The 19690-nt window shown below is 38.8% G+C and carries 19 protein-coding genes; 5 read left to right on the top strand and 14 right to left on the bottom strand.

Features of this window, described 5'->3' with window-relative positions:
- Positions 1-393: 393 nt before the first annotated feature.
- Positions 394-1701 carry an aminopeptidase P N-terminal domain-containing protein gene (locus ACOWPH_RS17415; RefSeq protein WP_015216643.1) on the bottom strand — a complete coding sequence of 436 codons (1308 nt, stop codon included), beginning with the start codon at positions 1699-1701 and terminating at the stop codon, positions 394-396.
- 421 nt (positions 1702-2122) lie between these two features.
- Here ACOWPH_RS17415 and ACOWPH_RS17410 point away from each other — a divergent pair, with 421 nt between their 5' ends.
- Entirely contained in the window at positions 2123-3373 is a 1251-nt protein-coding gene (locus ACOWPH_RS17410; protein WP_015216642.1) for an FG-GAP repeat domain-containing protein, read from the top strand.
- 189 nt (positions 3374-3562) lie between these two features.
- On the opposite strand, the gene ACOWPH_RS17405 is transcribed toward ACOWPH_RS17410, so the two are convergent.
- Positions 3563-3742, bottom strand: coding sequence for a hypothetical protein (locus tag ACOWPH_RS17405; protein WP_015216641.1), 180 nt, complete (start codon positions 3740-3742; stop codon positions 3563-3565).
- Positions 3743-4308: 566 nt separating this feature from the next.
- Here ACOWPH_RS17405 and ACOWPH_RS17400 point away from each other — a divergent pair.
- The gene (locus ACOWPH_RS17400; protein ID WP_015216639.1) at positions 4309-4806 is read left to right on the top strand and encodes a DUF4347 domain-containing protein; all 498 of its coding nucleotides are present in this window, start codon (positions 4309-4311) and stop codon (positions 4804-4806) included.
- A 143-nt stretch (positions 4807-4949) separates the two neighbouring features.
- Here ACOWPH_RS17400 and ACOWPH_RS17395 read toward each other — a convergent pair whose 3' ends face one another.
- The 7 genes from ACOWPH_RS17395 to ACOWPH_RS17365 form a co-directional block, all read right to left on the bottom strand.
- Positions 4950-5717 carry an MBL fold metallo-hydrolase gene (locus ACOWPH_RS17395; protein WP_015216638.1) on the bottom strand — a complete coding sequence of 256 codons (768 nt, stop codon included), beginning with the start codon at positions 5715-5717 and terminating at the stop codon, positions 4950-4952.
- A gap of 4 nt (positions 5718-5721) precedes the next feature.
- A complete protein-coding gene (locus ACOWPH_RS17390) occupies positions 5722-6321 on the bottom strand; it encodes an anthranilate synthase component II (protein WP_015216637.1) in 600 nt (199 codons plus the stop codon).
- Between the two features lie 187 nt (positions 6322-6508).
- On the bottom strand, positions 6509-6964 hold the full coding sequence (locus tag ACOWPH_RS17385) for a diacylglycerol kinase family protein (protein ID WP_015216636.1): 456 nt from the start codon (positions 6962-6964) through the stop codon (positions 6509-6511).
- A 140-nt stretch (positions 6965-7104) separates the two neighbouring features.
- Positions 7105-7629 carry an rRNA maturation RNase YbeY gene (gene ybeY / locus ACOWPH_RS17380; protein WP_015216635.1) on the bottom strand — a complete coding sequence of 175 codons (525 nt, stop codon included), beginning with the start codon at positions 7627-7629 and terminating at the stop codon, positions 7105-7107.
- A gap of 20 nt (positions 7630-7649) precedes the next feature.
- Positions 7650-7805: a DUF3285 domain-containing protein gene (locus tag ACOWPH_RS17375; RefSeq protein ID WP_015216634.1), complete on the bottom strand. Its 156-nt coding sequence runs from the start codon at positions 7803-7805 to the stop codon at positions 7650-7652.
- Between the two features lie 202 nt (positions 7806-8007).
- Positions 8008-9130 (bottom strand): peptide chain release factor 2 gene (gene prfB / locus ACOWPH_RS17370; RefSeq protein ID WP_015216633.1). Its coding sequence is split into 2 segments (ribosomal slippage): positions 8008-9057 and positions 9059-9130, totalling 1122 coding nucleotides; the frame shifts between segments, so codons are not numbered across the junction.
- A 488-nt stretch (positions 9131-9618) separates the two neighbouring features.
- On the bottom strand, positions 9619-10347 hold the full coding sequence (locus tag ACOWPH_RS17365) for a Bax inhibitor-1/YccA family protein (protein WP_015216632.1): 729 nt from the start codon (positions 10345-10347) through the stop codon (positions 9619-9621).
- Between the two features lie 640 nt (positions 10348-10987).
- Between ACOWPH_RS17365 and ACOWPH_RS17360 the strand changes: the two genes are divergently transcribed.
- On the top strand, positions 10988-11779 hold the full coding sequence (locus ACOWPH_RS17360) for an RNA polymerase sigma factor SigF (RefSeq protein WP_015216630.1): 792 nt from the start codon (positions 10988-10990) through the stop codon (positions 11777-11779).
- Positions 11780-12069: 290 nt separating this feature from the next.
- Positions 12070-14034: an AAA family ATPase gene (locus tag ACOWPH_RS17355; RefSeq protein WP_015216629.1), complete on the top strand. Its 1965-nt coding sequence runs from the start codon at positions 12070-12072 to the stop codon at positions 14032-14034.
- A gap of 129 nt (positions 14035-14163) precedes the next feature.
- Here ACOWPH_RS17355 and ACOWPH_RS17350 read toward each other — a convergent pair whose 3' ends face one another.
- The 3 genes from ACOWPH_RS17350 to bchD all read right to left on the bottom strand — a co-directional run bounded on the left by ACOWPH_RS17350 (position 14164) and on the right by bchD (position 16982).
- A complete protein-coding gene (locus ACOWPH_RS17350) occupies positions 14164-14526 on the bottom strand; it encodes a hypothetical protein (RefSeq protein ID WP_015216628.1) in 363 nt (120 codons plus the stop codon).
- On the bottom strand, positions 14523-14840 hold the full coding sequence (locus ACOWPH_RS17345; RefSeq protein ID WP_015216627.1) for a hypothetical protein: 318 nt from the start codon (positions 14838-14840) through the stop codon (positions 14523-14525). The genes ACOWPH_RS17350 and ACOWPH_RS17345 overlap by 4 nt, the downstream gene beginning before the upstream one ends.
- A gap of 120 nt (positions 14841-14960) precedes the next feature.
- The gene (bchD, locus tag ACOWPH_RS17340) at positions 14961-16982 is read right to left on the bottom strand and encodes a magnesium chelatase ATPase subunit D (RefSeq protein WP_015216626.1); all 2022 of its coding nucleotides are present in this window, start codon (positions 16980-16982) and stop codon (positions 14961-14963) included.
- Positions 16983-17474: 492 nt separating this feature from the next.
- Between bchD and ACOWPH_RS17335 the strand changes: the two genes are divergently transcribed.
- Positions 17475-18170 (top strand): Uma2 family endonuclease, encoded by a 696-nt coding sequence (locus tag ACOWPH_RS17335; RefSeq protein WP_015216624.1) that lies wholly within the window; start codon positions 17475-17477, stop codon positions 18168-18170.
- A gap of 57 nt (positions 18171-18227) precedes the next feature.
- Here the strand turns inward: ACOWPH_RS17335 and ACOWPH_RS17330 are convergent, their stop codons facing one another.
- Both ACOWPH_RS17330 and ACOWPH_RS17325 read right to left on the bottom strand, forming a co-directional pair.
- Positions 18228-18563, bottom strand: coding sequence for a XisI protein (locus ACOWPH_RS17330; RefSeq protein WP_015216623.1), 336 nt, complete (start codon positions 18561-18563; stop codon positions 18228-18230).
- Complete coding sequence (locus ACOWPH_RS17325; protein ID WP_015216622.1) at positions 18551-18967, bottom strand: XisH family protein; 417 nt, start codon at positions 18965-18967, stop codon at positions 18551-18553. Before ACOWPH_RS17325 ends, ACOWPH_RS17330 begins: the two co-directional genes overlap by 13 nt.
- Positions 18968-19690: the final 723 nt, after the last annotated feature.

The raw sequence follows: 19690 nt of genomic DNA, 5'->3' as shown, positions 1-19690 counted from the left end.
TTTAACTAAATATGGAACCCCTCTCCAAACCTCTCCCCGTTCACCTACGGTGTACACACAATTCCTAAAAACCTAGCTTGATAAGACTTTCCTCGTTCCCAGTCTCCGACTGGGAATGCATTCTTTGAGTCTCTGACTCAATGCCAGATTGGAGGCAGAGCCTCAATGAGCAGCATTCCCATGCAGAGCATGGGAACGAGATAAAATTCTTCAAAGTCCCCCTTAAAAAGGGGGATTTAGGGGGATCGGATCACGTTTAGCATCCTGTCTAGAGATGTGTGTACACCGTAGCCCCAGTGAAGAGGGAGAGGCTTTGAACTTGTTCTTTGTATTATCAAAAAGTCAAATTTCTAGCCGTTTTGAGTATAATTGGTAAAATTTACATCCCAGTTACTATCTTTCTACATCTTTTATTTCCTTGGGAACTCCCGCAGTTAATACTTCATGTCCATTTGCGGTGACTAAAACATCATCTTCAATTCTAATCCCAATACCTACCCACCGGGGATCAATTTCTGGTTGATCTTCTGCGGGTTTGGTGTCGGGAACTATGTAAAGTCCTGGTTCTATTGTTAGTACTTGTCCTGGTTGTAAAAGTTGGGGATTTTCTCCATGTTGATATACACCGACATCATGAACATCTAATCCTAACCAATGGCTGGTACGGTGCATATAAAATGGTTTATATTTTTCTTCTGCGATTAATTTGTCAATTTCACCTTTGAGTAAACCCAGTTCTACTAAACCTTCTGTGAGGATGCGGACGGCTGTATTATGGGGTGCGTTGAAGGCGTTTCCTGGTTGTACTTGTGCGATCGCTTGTTTTTGTGATTCTAGTACAATTTCATATAATGCTTTTTGTTCTGCTGTGAATTTTCCCCCCACTGGAAATGTCCGCGTAATATCAGAGTTGTAGTAGTTATAGGCGCAACCTGCATCAATTAGCAGCAATTCGTTTTCCTGCATTTGGCAATTATTTTCAATGTAATGCAGCACGCAAGCATTTTTCCCAGCCGCGACAATGGAAGGATAAGCAGGCCCCATTCCACCCCGCAACCGGAAAATACGTTCCATCTCTGCTTGGATTTCGTATTCATAACGTCCAGGTGCGGTAATTTCTAAGGCGTGGTTGTGCGCTTCTACAGCAATATCTGCCGCTTTTCGCATTAAATCTAATTCTGTTTCGCTTTTATGCAATCTCATACCATGCAAGACAGTAATGGTATCTTGAATAGCAATTGGCCCCGTTCCTCGCTTGGGATAAGTCCGCAGGAGATTTTGATAATGTTTGAGAATTCTGTCATTGAAATTGCGATCGCGTCCTAGATGATAATATATGCGATCGCTCTTTTCTAAATATTGAGGTAATTTCTCATCTAACTCCGCAATCGGATAAGCTGCATCTGCACCATAAAATTCCTTCGCTGCATCTACCCCACAGCGATAACCACTCCAAACTTCCTTTTCCCTGTCCTTGGGTTGAACAAACAGCACAAACCGATGTTCTGGGTGATGAGGTGCTAACACCGCTACAGCTTGAGCCTCATTGAACCCAGTTAAGTAAAAGAAATCACTATCTTGACGATAATTATACTCAACATCGTTGTGCATTACCGCAGTTGGCGCACTCCTAAAAATGGCTGTACCAGCACCAATTTTCGCCATTAACTGCTCACGACGTTGCCGATATTCTGTTTGCATAACTAATTTACTGTTGAATTTATAGTAGTGTTTTTTACTTTAATAACTAGAAGTATCTCTATTAATAGTTACTAATCTCAGTTATTTTAGCCAATTTTTACTTTATCTCATTTTTTGGTGTCACTCACAAATATAGTCATCATCTTTGATTTGTTTGTAACTCCTTGCGAATTGCGATCAAGATGATTGTCAAAAAACCAGAATTTTATGATTAAACAATGACATTAATAAACAATATCAAAAATCTATTTTGATTATTAAGATATTATTTTTATTTTTGACAAAAGCAATTTTCAAACAGTAGAGATATATCTTCAAATAATGACATTTGCTAAAAAGAATTAGCCGAATGTTTATTATTTACAGAATCTTTATCGTAAACAAATTAAAAATTTATATTAATTACCCATAAAAACACACCATGTTTCAAGCAGCAACTCGCTCAGGATTATATTCAAAAGAACTAGCAGTATCAGGATTACAATCTCTCGAAAAATCACAAGCTTTGACAACATCTCTTGATACGCAACTTCCTAATAGTTCTGCACCCCAATCACAAGAAGATTCAATATTTCCTATCCCACTTGATTCATTACCCTCAATCCCAGTAGGTAGCGTCAATCCCAACCCTAATCCTTACCTAACTAGCGCCGCAATTGTCCCTGATTTCAACGGTGATGGTAAAACAGATAAATTGTGGGTGAATGTGCAAACAGGTGAAATTTTAGTTCGCCTGATGGATGGGACAAGAGTCGTAGAACAGGCTTCTTTAGGTCAATATGACTTAACCACCTGGAGTTATGAAACTGCTGACTTTAACAGCGATAATAAGACCGACTTCTTGCTACGCAACCAACAAACAGGTGAGAATGTTGTTGTGCTAATGGATGGCGCAAGAGTTTCTAGTTTCCTCAATTTAGATAGAGTAGATCCAGGTTGGTCTGCGAACATTGGCGATTTCAATGGCGATCGCAAAACCGATATCTTCTGGCATAATACTCAAACAGGTGAGAACGCCATTTGGCAGATGGATGGAACCACAGTAGTTAGTGCCACCGTTCTCGAAACCACAGATGTAGCCTTAACTGCAACCATTGTCGATTTCGACGGTAACGGCAAGAGTGACATCTTCTGGCGCAACAACACAACCGGCGATAATATCGCTTGGTTCATGGATGGTAGCCAAGCCACCCCATATAACTTACAATCACAGGATGCATCCTGGACAACTAGCCTAGGCGATTTTAACGGCGACTTCAAGACAGACATCTTATGGCGCAACTCCCAAACAGGTGAAAACAAAATTTGGACAATGAATGGTATCTTCGTTACCGAAGGCGTTGTCAACACACTTGGTGCAGAATGGACATCCAGCATTGGTGATTTCAACGGCGATGGCAAAACTGACATCTTCTGGCACAATGCCACCACAGGTGCAAACACAGCTTGGTTGATGGATGGTACACAAGTGAGTTCTGAAGCCTTCCTACCCAGCAATAGCGTAGGTTTGACATCATCCCTTGGCGATTTCAACGGCGATGGCAAAACCGACATCTACTGGCGTGATCAACAAACAAGTGCAGACACCATCTGGACTATGAATGGTACTCTAGCAACTGAAGCTCCTGTCACTGAAGCAGATAAGCTAACTCCAGAATGGTACACCGCTTAAATTGGTAATGGGTAATAGGTAATGGGTAATAGGTTTCTTCCCATTACCAACCCATACTCAAAACGGCGAGAAACCTTACTTTTTTATAATACTATAGCGGTTCTCGGTTGAGTGAGATACAAGAACCCCTCCCCGCAAGCGATGAGGGGGCTATGATGTATTTCATTCAAGTGCATACCGCTATAGGACTTACGCATTGATAAATTTATCAAATATGGCAATACCTTGTCCAAATCGAAAAAAGTCTTGATTTGTAGGTTGGGCTGAGGGACGTTCACGTAGTGTGCCGGAGGCATAACCCAACAAATGCGTCGGGTTGCGCTGTCGCTTGACAATCAATACAGTCGCTACAAAAAATGGACAAGGCATTGATATGGATTTTATCTCTTGTAGGGTGCGTCAGACCCGATAATTGAGCATTTAACAGATTGTCTCTATCTGACGCACCGCACTAATATGCGATTTCAAAAACCTGAAACTAGGCAATTTTCTTCATACATATTATGTGCAGTTTGTACAGTGCGTAAGTCCTAATAAAGATGCACCCATAAGATTTACCTGAAGAACACAAGAAAATAAATTATCCAATCTTATCAGTCAAGTATATATTCGTAGTCGTATAGCCTAATATTCATCAAAAAAATATATTTATCTAGGTTTTATTTAGTTCATATAAACCCAAAACATTTTTCACCTACAAAAATATTTAATTCCCGTCCTGAATAGCTTTGGGCGTTTTATTTTGGCTATTTCAAACTCATTGATTTAACCGCCAAATCCGAGAAATTACGGTTTTGTTTATAAGTGAAATCCATTACCATCTTAATTGTGCTTAAGCCTGTACCCATAAAGAGTTGTAGGGGTTTAGCAATGCTAAATCCTAGTCTCAATGCAACAGGAAAATACATTCTGTTATAGGTGCAAAAATAATAATTATGTTGAACAACTATTCACTCAATCAAATCTATACCATTGTCTTCATTGATTCCTCAGTTTCCGATTACCAAACCCTACAGACAAGAGTTGTTGAAGGAGTAGAAACGGTTATTCTTTCCCCAAATAGAGACGGAATTGTAGAAATTACCGAATTTTTACAAAATCATCCCCAAATCACCGCCATTCACATCGTTTCTCACGGTTCTCCGGGATATTTATATTTGGGAAATAGTCAACTGAATTTAGACAACATCAGTAAATATGCTACTTTATTACAACGTTGGCAAAGCCAGAGTATTTTACTCTATGGTTCTAGAGTCGCTGTGGGAGACGCTGGAGAAGAATTGATTCGCAGGTTACATGAGATTACCAACGCAACCATTAGCGCCTCAGCCACAAAAATGGGAAATGCTGCTTTAGGGGGAAATTGGGAGTTGGAGGTGACATTCCCCGTTACAGTAGAGGCGTTCCATGGAACGTCTCTACAAGGGTTATAGGATACGCATATTTAAATTCGGTCGATGTTTTATATATTTCAAGTTTCCTGTCAATGCGTAATGCCTAGGAGTGAAACCCAACATCTACAAAACTGTCAAGTGTTGGGTTGAGAAACGAAACCTTAAATTTCTGCCCGATTTAACTAAAACTTATAACTCAAAAGCTGAATTTCAGTATTTTCCGGCAAAGCCTTAGAATTAATAGCCACAGTATCACCATTACTCCGGCGCACATTGACACCAGGCATCAAAGCCAAAAAATCATCTACTGGTGTAATCTCACAACTAGCGGCATCTGCTGCTTGGGTGCGGTAATGGGTAGGAATTATCAACTTTGGATTTAAGACCGCAACTGCCTGTTTTGCTTCTTCAGCATTATAAGCTTTAGCGCTACCACCTACAGGAACTAATGCCACATCGGGACGACCTGTAAGAATTTTTTGCTCAATGGAAATAGGTGCAGCTGCGCCCCCTAAATGTAAAATATTAATTCCCCCTTGGTTCCACTTCCAAGCGGTATTTTTACCGAATTGTCTGCCACCTTTGCGGTCATGATCCATAGAGATTCCCTGGAATTTAAGACCTTTAAATTCATAAACTCCCGCTTCATAAATCAGCTTAGGATTTCCTGGTAGTCCTTCTACTGCACCTTCATCTAACAGTTGACTGCTAATTAAGACCAAATCAGCTGCAACTTTGGGGAGACGATAACCAGCCGTACAGCCGACAGTCCGAAAAGGATTGACGAGAACTTTTACACCCCCACCAGTGAACAGAAAGCAAGTATGACCCAACCACTGAACTGATACACCACTAGATTGGGCTGTAGCGGGAAGATTGGAACCTAAATTAGTTACTAATGCTGTTACCAAACCTGCCCCAGCATAGCCCATCAACTCTCGTCGTTTCATTTAATCACACTCTCGTCTGTAGTTGTTCCAGGAAATTCCGCAGTAACTGCTTACCCGAAGAAGTCAGTACACTCTCTGGATGAAACTGGACTCCCTGAATGTGAGGATAGTTCCGGTGTTGTACTCCCATAATTGTGCCATCTTCCACCCAAGCGGTGATTTCTAAGACTTCGGGGCAAGTTTCGCGGTCAATCACCAAACTATGATATCTGGTGGCGGTAATGGGATTTTCTAATCCTTGAAAAACCCCGACTCCAGTATGAGATACTTGGGAGGTTTTGCCATGCATCAATTCTGGAGCAGAAACGATTTTACCACCGAATACCTGACCAATACTTTGATGTCCTAAACAAACACCCAAAATAGGAATACCATATCCTAGTTTTTCAATTACATCTACAGAAATTCCTGCATCTTCTGGACGACCAGGCCCAGGGGAAATTACGATCGCATCGGGCTTTAAATCCCGAATTTCCTCTACAGTTATTTTATCGTTGCGAAAAACTTTCAATTCAGCCGCTACCGGGAAATCTTTGGCTAGTTCCCCCAAATACTGCACCAAATTGTATGTAAAGCTATCGTAATTATCAATGACTATAATCACAATTTTTACCTAATTTCATATGAACTACCCTATCTTACTTCGTTGTAGCTTGCCTCTGCGAAGCAACAGATGGGGTTTTCACATCCCCTGAAAACAATATTATCCATAATAATATTTCAGCATTTTAGAAGGCGTATTTGCCAAATTCAAAAAATGCCATTCTCAAAGCTAGAGATACAAAATTAATCTAAAAAGCAGTAACAATTAAAGCTACTAAAGGAGGCAGTAAAAGTGTCGCAGCTACCAATAAAGATACCAAAGCAGACACAAGCACAGCACCAGCAGCACAGTCTTTCGCAACTTTAGCCAAGTCATGGTAAGTTTGCTTAACTGTTAAGTCAACCAGAGACTCAATAGCCGTATTCACTAACTCCAATGTCAAAACTAAACCGCTAGTGATAGCAATTATGGCTATTTCTACAGATTGTAGATGCAAAAAAATGCTTAAACCTATAGCAAAAGCACAGACACTGAGATGGATACGAAAGTTGCGTTGAGTTTGAAAACTATAGCTGATTCCAGCCCAGGCATACTTAAAACTAACAAATAAATTAGAGGCTATCTGCCAGGAAAGTTCCCGTTCTTTGGACACAAGGGTTGATATGCGGTTTGGTGTTGGAGGTGGCGAAATTTGTTGGGACATAGGCCGGACTATACCAATATTATAGGGTGGGAATCTTGGTTAATTTTAAGAGCTTAATTAACTTTGACGCAATTCTAAAGAATTAGTGACAATAATATTGTCAAAATCGCCACCAACAGTGAAAATTTGAGCCACACCCACTAATTTAAGTCAATATTAATACTTATCCTATCTAGTAATATAACTTGTTGTTTTAACATTTGCATCAAACTTTCTTCATCTGGATGATCCCAGCCTAAAAGATGCAACAAACCATGAGCGGTTAACCAAGCTAATTCTGTGGTTAAACTATGCCCCTGTTGTTGCGCTTGGAGTTTTGCCGTATCTATAGATACAATTATATCACCTAAATACAAAGGTTGAGAAGCCAGCATTTCCTCACTTTGGGGCAAATCTGCTTCTAAGGAAGCAAAGGCTAAAACATCTGTAGGTTTATCCTGTTGGCGATATTGAGCATTTAGTTCCTGAATTTGGGCATCATTTGTCAAACGCAGCCCTATTTCATAACTTAGTGCAGGTGGAAGATCAGGGGTCAATATTTCTAACCAGCAATGAAACCAGTTTTCCCAAGTATTGTCAGAGACTGTTAACAGGGTATCCCCCTGACCTGCTGCTACTTGGAAAGGCTCATCAAAACAATTTTCTACATATAATTCAACTTTCACCAAGCAGAAACTCTCCTTAGTTATCGAGTTAGGTAAGCAAGACCAACTAAGAGGGTTAACAGCCCCACAGCAGTTAGTGCAAAATGTTTGAGTGATGTACCACCTTTGTTTACCATGTTTCGCATGGCAAGTTTCACATAGCTGGGTTTAGGTTCTGTCGAGGGAGATTTGCTCATATAAATACTCGGTGAGTAGGGAATCTTAGTAGATTGAGAGAAAGAGAAGAAAACAACTTCTGCGCTTTTACAGCGGATTTCATTTAATTGAGATACAAACTTGAATAAATAAAACTCTTGTGGTGCGGGCATCATGCCCGCTAAATACCTCCTAACAGCGAAATCCGCTTTTAACTGCCATGAATATTTACAAATTCCCAAATTATGCAGAATTGCTATCTACTAGTTGATTTTCTTGCCGTAGATAGGCTTGAATAAAAGCATCAATTTCGCCGTTCATGATATCACCAATGGCGGTAGTTTCCGTATTTGTACGCAAATCCTTGACCATTTGGTAAGGATGAAACACATAGTTACGAATTTGGTTTCCCCAGGAAGCTTCTACCATATCACCACGAATTTCGGCAATTTCTTGGGCGCGTTGTTCTTTAGCAATTACCAACAGTTTGGCTTTAAGACGAGCAAGAGCTTTTTCTTTGTTTTGCAGTTGGGAACGTTCTTCTGTACAGCGCACAGCTAAACCAGTAGGTAAGTGAACTATCCGCACTGCTGTTTCTACTTTATTGACGTTTTGCCCACCTTTACCACCCGACCGAGTTGTGGTAATTTCCAAATCCTTCTCTGGAATGTCTAACTTGACGGTGTTATCTATTTGTGGCATTACTTCCACCCCAGCAAAACTGGTTTGGCGCTTACCGTTGGCGTTGAAGGGAGAAATCCGCACTAAGCGATGAGTACCCATTTCGGAACGTAAGTAACCATAGGCGTAGCGACCGGTAATTTCTAAGGTGGCTGATTTAATTCCCGCTTCATCACCTTCTGATTCTTCCGATAAAATTACCTTGTAGCCATGATCTTCTGCCCAACGGGTGTACATTCGCATGAGCATAAATGCCCAATCTTGAGCGTCTGTACCACCTGCACCTGCGTTAATTGTTAAAACTGCGCCTTGAATATCGTAGGGGCCAGAAAGTAACTGTTGTAGTTCCCACTGGTCAAGTTCACGGTTCAGCTTGGTGATGGTAGATTCCGCTTCTTGCAAGAGTGATTCGTCGGTTTCTAATTCTAGTAGCTCAATCACCACCCTAGTATCATCTAAATTGGCGTGCCACTGATAATATTGCTCTAAGTGGTCTTTGAGGTCGTTGAGTTCTTGTAGTGTTTGTTGTGCCTGGGTTTGGTCGTCCCAAAATTCTGGCTGGGCTGATATTTGTTCCAAGTCATGAATTTTGGCTTTGAGTGCGGGTACGTCAAAGATAGTCCTGGGTTTTACCCAGGCGGCCAGACAACGTTTCGATTTCGCGTTTGAGTTCTAGGACATCCATATTACTTACTTTAGTTGAGAACGATTTGGATTTTTATCGCTCTTTATGTCTTAGATTTTAGCTGTAAGTTGAACAAATTATCTAAAATCCGTGGTGTAAATCAGCTTAATGATGAGAAACCGTGGCTCTTGTTGATGAACCACGGTTAGTCTTAGTTAACATTGTGTTGTTTCTGCTGTTATACTGCAAACGGTTCATAGTTTAACTAAATATGGAACCCCTCTCCAAATCTCTCCCCGTAAACCTACGGTGTACACACAATCTTAGCCAGAGTAAGTTTCGCGCCATGAAAACAGGATTTAACCGGAAATCCAGTTCCCCTCCACGAAACAGCGGGGAGGGGCTAGGGGTGGGGTTTTATGGCGACCAAAGAGCATTTCCCCACTTGTGTGTACACCGTAGCCCCGTAAACGGGGAGAGGCTTTGAACTTGTTCTTTAGTATTTATCGAAAAGTCAAATTTCTAGCCGTTTTGAGTATAACAATCAATTAATCACGGCTATTGATAGCAATGAGTAACCGCAAAATAAAGATAAACAGGTTGATGTAGGTTAGGTACATCGACAAAGCTGCTGGTAAGTACTGATCATCACGATAGGTGCGGGGCAAGATGTAGAAATCGACCACAGATGCTCCAGCGAAGATAAATACCCCTAAACCAGAGATACCGATTTCTAGCCATGTGGGTGTGTAAACACCAAATAAGGCCAACCCAAATTGAACTAGACAAACAACGACTAAGGCAATTACCCCCAAGGAGACGGTTTTTGTCAACGCCATACCGTCTGATTCTGAGAGATTAGAACCAATTTGACGGGCAGCAATAAAGGTGACACCACAACCAAGGGCGGCGATGCCAATGCCCTCAATACCCACGCCTTGGGTTCTCAAAGCGACAAATACCAAGCCACTGAGGGTATATCCAGATAAGAGGCTGTAAATTGCTAATAGTGGGAGGGCGACGCTGTTGTTACCTTTGGACGCAACATTTTGAGCGACAAAGAAAAGAATTAACTCCAGAACTACAGCACCAAAGAAGGTAGGAAAGAATAGTCCGGGGTTAGAACGAATAACTCCCAAACCGCCATAGGTTCCCAATGCAGTTAAAACTAACCCACCACCAACAAAGGGGAGGGCGTTGGCAATGACATTGGGGCCAACAAGGGCGTGATTTTGAGCTTCACGGAAAGCTTGACGAAAATTGCTGGTATTGCTCATATCTAAAAACTACTAAATTTTTGAGTAAATTACCTCTTCATCTCCATTCTTACCAATACTTGTGTCTGGAGACTAGGGAGGAAATCTAGAAAAGAAATTTTTTAGTAGTGGTTGTAAAATTTTATAAAGGCAATTATTTATGGTTTTAGATTCTAACGCATTTTATGACGATATTTCCACAGGTATTGATTTGGGTTGCGGCTATTCTCATGACGAATCTAGCAGTTATTCTTGAATGATTAAGTAGTATTCACTAAATAAAAGTAAGTTTTGTAACGAAATATTAAAAGATAGATCACCTATTTTTTTATTTATAATCAGGTATTGGTTTATTTTTTACTCTTTATTAGAGATAATTACTGGGCATATGTGGTATTATTACGCAGAATCGGTTTTATTTAATTACATAATAAAAAGCTATGTACTGATTAAATTTTAGATTTGTAAAGAAAAATTACAGATAACAAATAAGAATGAAGGACTATGCGTAATTTCACGGAGGAACTGACGTAAGCTTATTTTAAGTTCAGTAAAACAACGATGGCTTATTCAGCGATGACTAAGGAAAATAATGACAGTTTGAAATCAAGTATACGCAACTCCATTCTTCGGGGAAGGGGGTTACTACAAGGGAATTGATATGGCAGCAAGTGAGTCCTCTGTGCAATCTGATGGTATAGAGCTATTACACTTATACCACCGCGCTCCTTCTATTAAACTTCGTAACCAATTGGTACAGTTACATACGGGTTTAGTCCGTAAAATGGCTTATAAGTTTAGCCATCAGTGTAATGAGCCTTATGAAGATTTAGAACAGATCGGTTATTTTGGTTTAATTAGGGCTATTGAACGCTTTAATCCTACTCAAGGTTATGCGTTTAGTTCCTTTGCTATACCTTATATTCGCGGTGAAATGCTGCATTTTTTGCGCGATCGCTCTACTCTAGTCAGAATTCCCCGTCGTTGGCAAGAACTTTACAATGAAGGGCAAAAAATTCGCAAAGAGTTGACGCTATCTCTCAGCCGTCCTCCCAAAGATATTGAAATTGCTAACAAACTTCATATTTCCCTACAAGAGTGGCAAGAATGCAAATTAGCGGCTCAAAATCGGATGCCTCTAAGTTTAGATGCGACCCCAGCTAATTACGTTGATTATCAAATCACTTTGGGTGATATACTTCCCTGTCCTCGTACTACTCTGCTGCAACAACAAGAGGAAGAACGACTGCAACTACAAGGGGCTATGAATATGTTAGACGATAAACCCCGCATGGCAGTTGAATTAGTCTTTGTTAAGGAACTTACCCGCAAGGATGCTGCTAAGAGAATTGGTGCTAGTCCGATGACAGTAACTCGGTATCTGCATAAGGGAATACAGGAGTTAATCTGCTACTTACAGCCACAAGCTGAGTCAGGAGTCATTAGTGCTTAGAATTGTCTGATAGCGTAGCGTGGCGCAAGCTATATCAGGATTTACTAGATTTAAGGATGAACAGGATTTCGTATTTAGATCAACTGAAACAACGAGATTGAACCATCTATCTTTATTCATCCTATAAATCTTGAAATCCTCAAAATCCTGATTTTGATAATAGACTATCTACTAGATTTTATATCGGCTATGGCTCCTCTAGTCATTGCTGCGATCGCTTTATCAGTCGCTTTGGGTAAATATTTTAGTTATTTAACATACATAACCAAGATTCACTACTGTTAATTTATATGTACCTTTCAAAGTTTAAAATTTCCAACTACAAATCTTTTCAAGATTCTCGTCTACTGAAATTTACACCGGGTATTAATATTATTGTTGGTCAGAATAATGCAGGTAAAACAGCACTATTAGAAGCACTTACATTAAATTTTGATAATATTCCACATCGCAGTATTAAAACTTTACCAACTCAGTCTTCAATTACAAAAGAGATATCAAAATCTGAAATTACATTGTTACTACAGAATCAAGAATTACGAAATTTCTTGGATTATCTTGAATCCTCTCTTGGAATTCCTTATCCAAACTATTATGAAGAATCTGGGGGTAGCTGGGAAGGCACACCAAAAGATATAGATGAACTAGTCAAATCTTATTTTCAAAAAATTTTAGATAGTCAAGATTTGATAGAAATTAATTTATCATTGTCTAGCATAAATAACCAGATCATAGTTGAGAATGACAAGATAAGTAAAAGATTAAACTTTAATCTATATTTACCAAAAATAAAAAAAGACAAGATTAAATATGATTTCATTAAAATCAAAAAAGAAAATGGGTATAGCTATAGTCCTGAATTTATTTATGAAAAAGTTTCAGTTCCTGATTATGGAGATACCTGGGAAAGAAGCGATGTTGAAATCTATGAGGGTGGTAATGAAGAAACAATCACTTACAAGCTATTCCTACTCTTTAAAAGCCGTATATACAGATTCTATGCTGAACGATTAAATATTAGCAAGTGTGCTTTTGGAAATAAGTCAGTTTTAGAACCAAACGCATCTAATTTAGCTGAAGTTTTGAGTGGTTTACAAAGTCGAAACTCAACAGCTTTTGACAGGTATAACAAATACATAAATCAAATTTTTCCCCATATTAAAAGAATAGCCGTTGAACCCAGGGAGAATAATCAGCTAGAAATTATGGTTTGGAATATACAACCAGAAACCGAAAGGGTAGATTTAGCTGTTTCTTTATCATCTTGTGGTACAGGTATCGGTCAAGTATTAGCTATCCTATATGTTGTCATGAATTCATCAGAACCGCGAACTATAATTATTGATGAACCACAATCATTTTTACATCCAGGGGCAGCAAAAAAACTCATTGAAATATTGAAAGAATTCCCACAGCACCAGTATTTTATAGCTACTCATTCACCAACGATAATTAATGCTGCTAATCCTTCTAAAATTATCATGCTTAAATATGAAGACTGTGAAACTAAAGTATCAGTAATAAATGCTAAAGAAGCAAGAGAACAACGGTCACTTTTAGCAGAAGTTGGTGTGAGTTTATCAGACGTTTTTGGTGCTGATAATATTCTTTGGGTAGAAGGTCCGACAGAGCAAATATGCTTTCCATTAATTTTAGAAAAAGTAGCTAGGAAATCATTATTAGGTACTACAATTTTGGCTGTTCAGGATGTAGGACGTTTAGATAATAAAAATGCTAATTTGATATTTGATATCTATGACAAGCTTAGTGGGGGTTCAAGCTTATTTCCACCTGCTATTGGATTCTTATTTGACCGTGAGACTAGGTCGGATAATGATGAAAAGGAGTTGCAGAAGAGAAGTAAAAAACCTGTTAAATTACTGCCTCGACGTATGTATGAAAATTATCTACTTCATCCAGAAGCAATAATAGCAGTCATTAATGAATGTGACGAAAACCGTGAAGAAAAGCTTGCTATTGAAGACGTTAAAGAATGGATTGATAAAAATAAATACGAACCTGATTATTTTCCAAAAGATGTAAAAATTGAGAAAATTTCAGATAATGATTGGTTTTGTAAAGTTGATGGTGCAAAGCTGCTAAAGGAATTATTTGTACATTTTTGTGACACGCGATTACCATTTTCTAAAACAACACACTCCGTCAAGCTTACTGAATGGCTAATTGATAATCAACCTGATCAGCTTTTAGAGATAGCGGAATTATTAGTAAATATTTTGGATTTTAAAGATTAATAATTTCTACTTTCATTTAACAATTAACTAAAAATAACTCTTCTCTCTTCTTTTCTTGGCACTCTTTGCTTCCCTACGGGACGGGACGCTACGCGAAAGTGTCTTCGTAGTTTATTTCTCCAAAATTATTCATCCCAAAGTCAAAATACCAGCTTGAAAATTCACCACCAAAGGCAAAAATTCCAACCACCTTGAACCCAATAAAATCTCCGTCAACTGATCTCCAGCATAAACAGGAATTTCATACTCTTGATTATCCAATATCACCTTACCTAAATAAATATCAAAAATTTTTATTCCCTGTGCAGTTCGCATTCTTTGTTCACTAATAAATTCCCAATTCAAAGCATCTAGATCTTGTTTATTAATAGCCATAAAGCCTGTAAAACCTGTATCTAACAAGGTATCTACAGGCATATTTAAACCATCAGCACTAATTAATTCAACTTCAAAAAATAGCTGCCCCTCATCACCAAAATAACCATGTATCATATTCTCCCGGTTACTCCATTTTCATTGATCCGAAATAGAAAGTGTATCACATGAGGATGTTTGTCCCTGGCTTGTTTACTAGCAACTTCCATATTTTGATCAACAAAATAATCACCGCTATCTGGTTCTACGGCAATATACCAATTATAATGTTCTTTAATCAACTCAGGACGAACACGCTCAAAAATTGCTCGACAACGTTTATGAAAAGCTTCTCTTTCCGCTTCACGTTTAGCTAATTCTTCTGGTGATAAAGTTAGTTCAGGGAAAATTCGTCCTCTTCTTGCTGGTTGTTTTGGTGTTAGCTGAGTCATATATTTAAACTCCATTGTTACCACTAGCGATATCAATCTACTCTGATTTTAACTGCATCTAACTTGCGTTTTTCTGTAGAGACGTTCCTCATATAGGAATTCTCGTCTCTACATTGTTTTTTACTTTGATTTCATGTCTGCTATAGCTCCTCTAGTCATAGCCGCGATCGCTTTATCAGTCGCTTTCGGTAGGTGATAATATTTACCACCGGCTGCTTTTGACAATTCCTTTGCAAAGCCAGTTGATACAAATTTACTCTCAGTATCAATTACTAACAATTGCATCCCCGAAGCCCGAATTCTGCCTGCAATATCTAATAATTCGGCTTTAATATCTGGCTTTTCTCCTGGTTCTATGGGTTCTCCTAAAGAACGAGCCAGAGGAATATTACCACGACCATCAGTAATTGCCACAATCACAACTTGACCGATATCCCCACCCATTTGGGCATTTACACCCACACGAACCGCTTGAGTTAAACCATGTGCAAGGGGAGAACCACCACCACAAGGTAATCTTTCCAAGCGATTTTTAGCTAAAGCAATCGAACGGGTAGGAGGTAATAAAACTTCTGCTTGTTCACCCCGGAAAGGTATTAAAGATACTTGGTCACGATTTTGATAGGCTTCTGTTAAAAGTTGCATCACCGCACCTTTAGCGGATTGCATTCTATTTAAAGCCATTGAACCAGAAGCATCCACAACAAAAACCACCAAAGCGCCGGCTTTTCTCACCAACCGCTTAGAACGGATATCTCCCTGTTCAACAATCACCTTTTTATCTGGTTGTCTAGCTCGCCGTGCTTTTTGATACGGAGCTGCGGCTCGAAGTGTGGCATCTACGGCTATCCGTCTAGCTTTACCTTTGGGAATCATCGGCTTTATATAGCGCCCCCGGTCGTCTGAGAAGATAATACTGCGGCTTCCAGATTTACCTTGACGTTGTGCCATTTGGGTAAAATAAAGCACTTCTGGGTCAAGAATTACCCCTTCTGGATCAAAAATAAATTCTTCGGGAATGTCTGGGGGTTCTTGCTGTTCTTGTTCCTCTTCTTTCTCTTCTTCGTTTTCTTCCTCTTGTTCTTCTTCTGATTCCGACTCGTCTTGATTTTCTGGTGGTGGGGGAGGAGGTGGAGGTGGTTGGTCTGGTGGTGGGGTTTGAATTATGGTTGTTCTGGGAACTATGACCAATTCTACTGCGCGACGTAAATCTTCAGCATTTACGGTATTGCGTCCTTCTAAAGCTGCTGCGGCTTTTGCAACTCGTACCGCAAATAATTCTGCGCGATGTCCTTCCACACCACCGCGAATGGCTTCATTAACGAGGTAGGTAATTTGTTCTTGAGTAATGGTGACTTCTTTTAACCATTCTCGTGCAAGGATGATTTGGGTTTTGAGTGAGTCGATGTCTTCGCTATATTGCTGGAGAAATTCTGAGGGAGACTTGGAATATGCGATCGCTTGTTCAACTGCTTGTACTCTTTGATCTAAACCCAGAACTCCGTCTGCTGATAGTGCGATCGCAATTCTATCAAGTAAATGCTCCCTTAACGCTCCTTCTTCCGGGTTATAAGTCGCAATAAACAACGGCTTACAAGGATGTTGAAAACTGATCCCTTCCCGTTCAATCTGGTTACGTCCGTCAGATAATACAGCTAAAAGTTGGTTACTAATTTGGTCATCTAATAAATTGATTTCATCCACATACAGCACCCCACGATTTGCGGTAGCCAGTAACCCCGGTTGAAAAATTGTATCACCTTGTTTAACCGACTGTTCCACATCCACAGAACCTAAAAGCCGGTCTTCCGTCACACCCAGGGGAATTTGCAAAAAAGGTGCAGGAATAATTTCCGTTTCTATCTCCTGTCTTTCCTCGGCTAAAAGTTTATCATCCCATTCTTCTGGGTGGTTCGGGTCACAGTTACAGAGGGAATCTTTAACAACTTCAATAGGTGGTAACAAAGCGTGAATAGCACGCGCCATCACAGATTTAGCCGTACCACGACGACCTGCAATTACCACACCCCCCAACGCGGGATCTACTGCTGTCAACAGCAAGGCTATCTTAATCGCTTCTTGACCAACTACAGCAGTCAGCGGAAAAGCAGTCATTTTCGGGGTAATAGTAGGCGCAGGCATTGTTTCCTTAATAGTGATTATATTTTTAGCATAGCAATTTCTGGCACATTTATAATATATGTAATTGCAATTTCTAAAAGAACAAAACGTATGACTACGATTCAGGCTAAATGCTTTACCCTAGAAGAATATCATCAACTGACCGAAATCGGCTTTTTAAAAGAAGATGATCACATTCAATTAATTAATGGAGAACTGATATAAATGGTATCAAAAAGTAGGGTACATAAAACTTGTTTAATAAACTTATTACGGGAATTTTCCATTAATTTAGGACTCTTATAACGATACCAAATGGATTATAAATACCTTGTAGGTTCGGTTAGATGCGGTAATCAAATTATAACCCTCACAGATAAATCATCAAACCACATCGTAACCCAACATCCACTATAAAATATGTGTTTACTGATATATAATTATTAAGAAGTTTATCAGTGCCACTGTCAAGTTCAAAATTTTATTTACCTTCGGTAAAATGGAGTTACAGCTATGGTACAGCAACTTACACCAGAAACAAAACCAGAAATCATCTACCCTGATAGTGATGGAAACCCAATGGCTGATAATACAGAACACTATGAATGGATAGTTAAAATTAAAGAAAATTTGGAAATATTATTTGCTTCAGAAAATAATGTATTCATAGCAGGTGATTTGCTTTGGTATCCTGTCGAGGGAAGTGTAAAAACTCGTCAAGCACCTGATGTCATGGTCATAATTGGTAGACCAAAAGGTAGACGAGGTTCTTATAAACAATGGGAAGAGAATAATATTATTCCCCAGGTAGTATTTGAAATCCTATCTCCAGGAAATCGCACCAAAGAAATGGCGAAAAAACTACTTTTTTATCAACGTCATGGAATAGAAGAATACTATATTTATAATCCAGATACAATTGAATTAACCGGATTTATTCGGGAACAAGAATGGTTTGAAGAAATTGAAGAAATCAATAATTGGGTAAGCCCACGTTTAAATATACGTTTTGAGTTAACATCAGATAATTTAGAAATTTATTATCCCGACGGAAAAAAGTTTCTCACATCTCTGGAATTAAATCAACGTGCAGAACAGGAAAGTCAACGCGCAGAACAGGAATATCAACGCGCAGAACAAGAACGTCAAAATTATCAAGACTTATTAGCGAAATTGCAAGCTAAAGGAATTGATATCAATACACTTTAAAAATTAGATACCTAACTTCTCAACCAAGTCAGGTATCTCCACTAACAATATCTAAACCTAACCAACTGCAAAACCTGTATATTGCCTCACCAAAGGTTCATGAAATGCTAACACAATATCTTCTTTTGGCACTCCTAATTTAACTAATTCATTTGCTATATCTATCTCAGTCCCATTATATTGAATCCAAATTTTACCATTTTTAATATCTAGATGTAAAACACAACCATACATCGGTCGGCGATTTTTCCAACCTGCATAAACAACCTGATAATGATCTCTTTCTTTATCAAAAATTAATTGTGTTTCCACTTCATCATCTGATGGACTTCCTTGAGCATATTCAGTTAATAACTTTTGAATGTATGTCCGATATTGTTCTATGTTTTCCATAATAAAATTACCTCATCATTTGGATCATAAACAATTAAACTAAGATGGAAATGCTCAATCACATTTGCTACAAATGGCAATTGAAAGAATGTCTCATAAGGTGTTTTGGGAACAGCTAAATATAGGAATCTTTGAGGTTGTTGTTCTTGTAAAGCAAAACGATAATTAAGAAACTGTCCTAATGCAGTATGAAATTCAGAAATATTAGAAGAACTAATAAAACTTTTAATTTCTACTGCGATTTTTTCTTCTCCTTTTTCAGCAGCTAAGATTTTTTCTGCACCTAAGTCTATTTGCATATCAACTCTACCGGAGCGAATTCTTAAAGGATCATCTGTGATCACCCATCCTTCCTTTTCTAATCCTTTTCTCACAGCATCATGGAAAATATCTTTAGCAGGCATTAGCTTAAAATTTAGTCTTTTTTACAAATAATTATAACAATATCTCCCCATATCTAACCTCACTGACATCCCTGGAATACCTCAAATTAGGATCTGGAATTGGTAGATTTTATATTTTTTTACAAATAGAAGCTTGACATTTTAAAGTAGATATGTGAATATTTAGGGTTAAGACAGCTAAATAACTGCGTTCTCAAGCAGGACTCTAACGCGCAAGCCTCGGTGGTTGTCTCAGCAGCAGGATTCCTAAGTTACCGCTAGTAGTTCGCTTTGTTCCTTTGTCTGAAAGTTAAATTTGATTTCAGCCAAAACCAGCAAGTGCAAAGCGATTAGTTGGTGGCACTCAATAGTGGTGACAATTAAATTTGTGAGAAATTTTGAAGTTAGTAGAACCTAGCAAAAATAACGCCATCATGCCATTCTAAGAGAATCTAAGATATAGCTAAGAATCTCAAAACAATTGCGTTATTGCTTGCAGAAGGGAAATAAGAAGCTATATTTTATCCTTCAGTGCTTGGTTCTAAATCGATAAATAGATTATTTTATTTGCGAAATACTACTTCAAGAGAAACAGAATTATAGAAGCTGAACAAACTCACGAATTTGTCAGGAATACTGGTTAAAATTGAATTTTTTAGGTCAAATTTCAGCCGCAGGAACGAAGCGAACTGTTGGCGGTAATTTGGGAATCATACTGCTGAGACTGAAACTGATTAATTTAGA

Origin of the sequence: Anabaena sp. PCC 7938 (genome assembly GCF_049315035.1) — a bacterium.
In the GTDB taxonomy this organism is placed as follows: Bacteria; Cyanobacteriota; Cyanobacteriia; order Cyanobacteriales; family Nostocaceae; genus Anabaena; species Anabaena cylindrica.
Note: the sequence above shows the minus strand (reverse complement) of the source record. Positions and strands in the feature narration are given on the sequence as shown.

What these genes read in the sequence shown, in the direction of transcription:
- ACOWPH_RS17415 (WP_015216643.1), bottom strand. Translation starts at nt 1,701, where the DNA reads ATGCAAACAGAATATCGGCAACGTCGTGAGCAGTTAATGGCGAAAATT.
- ACOWPH_RS17410 (WP_015216642.1), top strand. Translation starts at nt 2,123, where the DNA reads ATGTTTCAAGCAGCAACTCGCTCAGGATTATATTCAAAAGAACTAGCA.
- ACOWPH_RS17405 (WP_015216641.1), bottom strand. Translation starts at nt 3,742, where the DNA reads ATGCCTTGTCCATTTTTTGTAGCGACTGTATTGATTGTCAAGCGACAG.
- ACOWPH_RS17400 (WP_015216639.1), top strand. Translation starts at nt 4,309, where the DNA reads ATGTTGAACAACTATTCACTCAATCAAATCTATACCATTGTCTTCATT.
- ACOWPH_RS17395 (WP_015216638.1), bottom strand. Translation starts at nt 5,717, where the DNA reads ATGAAACGACGAGAGTTGATGGGCTATGCTGGGGCAGGTTTGGTAACA.
- ACOWPH_RS17385 (WP_015216636.1), bottom strand. Translation starts at nt 6,964, where the DNA reads ATGTCCCAACAAATTTCGCCACCTCCAACACCAAACCGCATATCAACC.
- ACOWPH_RS17375 (WP_015216634.1), bottom strand. Translation starts at nt 7,805, where the DNA reads ATGAGCAAATCTCCCTCGACAGAACCTAAACCCAGCTATGTGAAACTT.
- ACOWPH_RS17365 (WP_015216632.1), bottom strand. Translation starts at nt 10,347, where the DNA reads ATGAGCAATACCAGCAATTTTCGTCAAGCTTTCCGTGAAGCTCAAAAT.
- ACOWPH_RS17360 (WP_015216630.1), top strand. Translation starts at nt 10,988, where the DNA reads ATGGCAGCAAGTGAGTCCTCTGTGCAATCTGATGGTATAGAGCTATTA.
- ACOWPH_RS17355 (WP_015216629.1), top strand. Translation starts at nt 12,070, where the DNA reads ATGTACCTTTCAAAGTTTAAAATTTCCAACTACAAATCTTTTCAAGAT.
- ACOWPH_RS17350 (WP_015216628.1), bottom strand. Translation starts at nt 14,526, where the DNA reads ATGATACATGGTTATTTTGGTGATGAGGGGCAGCTATTTTTTGAAGTT.
- ACOWPH_RS17345 (WP_015216627.1), bottom strand. Translation starts at nt 14,840, where the DNA reads ATGACTCAGCTAACACCAAAACAACCAGCAAGAAGAGGACGAATTTTC.
- bchD (WP_015216626.1), bottom strand. Translation starts at nt 16,982, where the DNA reads ATGCCTGCGCCTACTATTACCCCGAAAATGACTGCTTTTCCGCTGACT.
- ACOWPH_RS17335 (WP_015216624.1), top strand. Translation starts at nt 17,475, where the DNA reads ATGGTACAGCAACTTACACCAGAAACAAAACCAGAAATCATCTACCCT.
- ACOWPH_RS17330 (WP_015216623.1), bottom strand. Translation starts at nt 18,563, where the DNA reads ATGGAAAACATAGAACAATATCGGACATACATTCAAAAGTTATTAACT.
- ACOWPH_RS17325 (WP_015216622.1), bottom strand. Translation starts at nt 18,967, where the DNA reads ATGCCTGCTAAAGATATTTTCCATGATGCTGTGAGAAAAGGATTAGAA.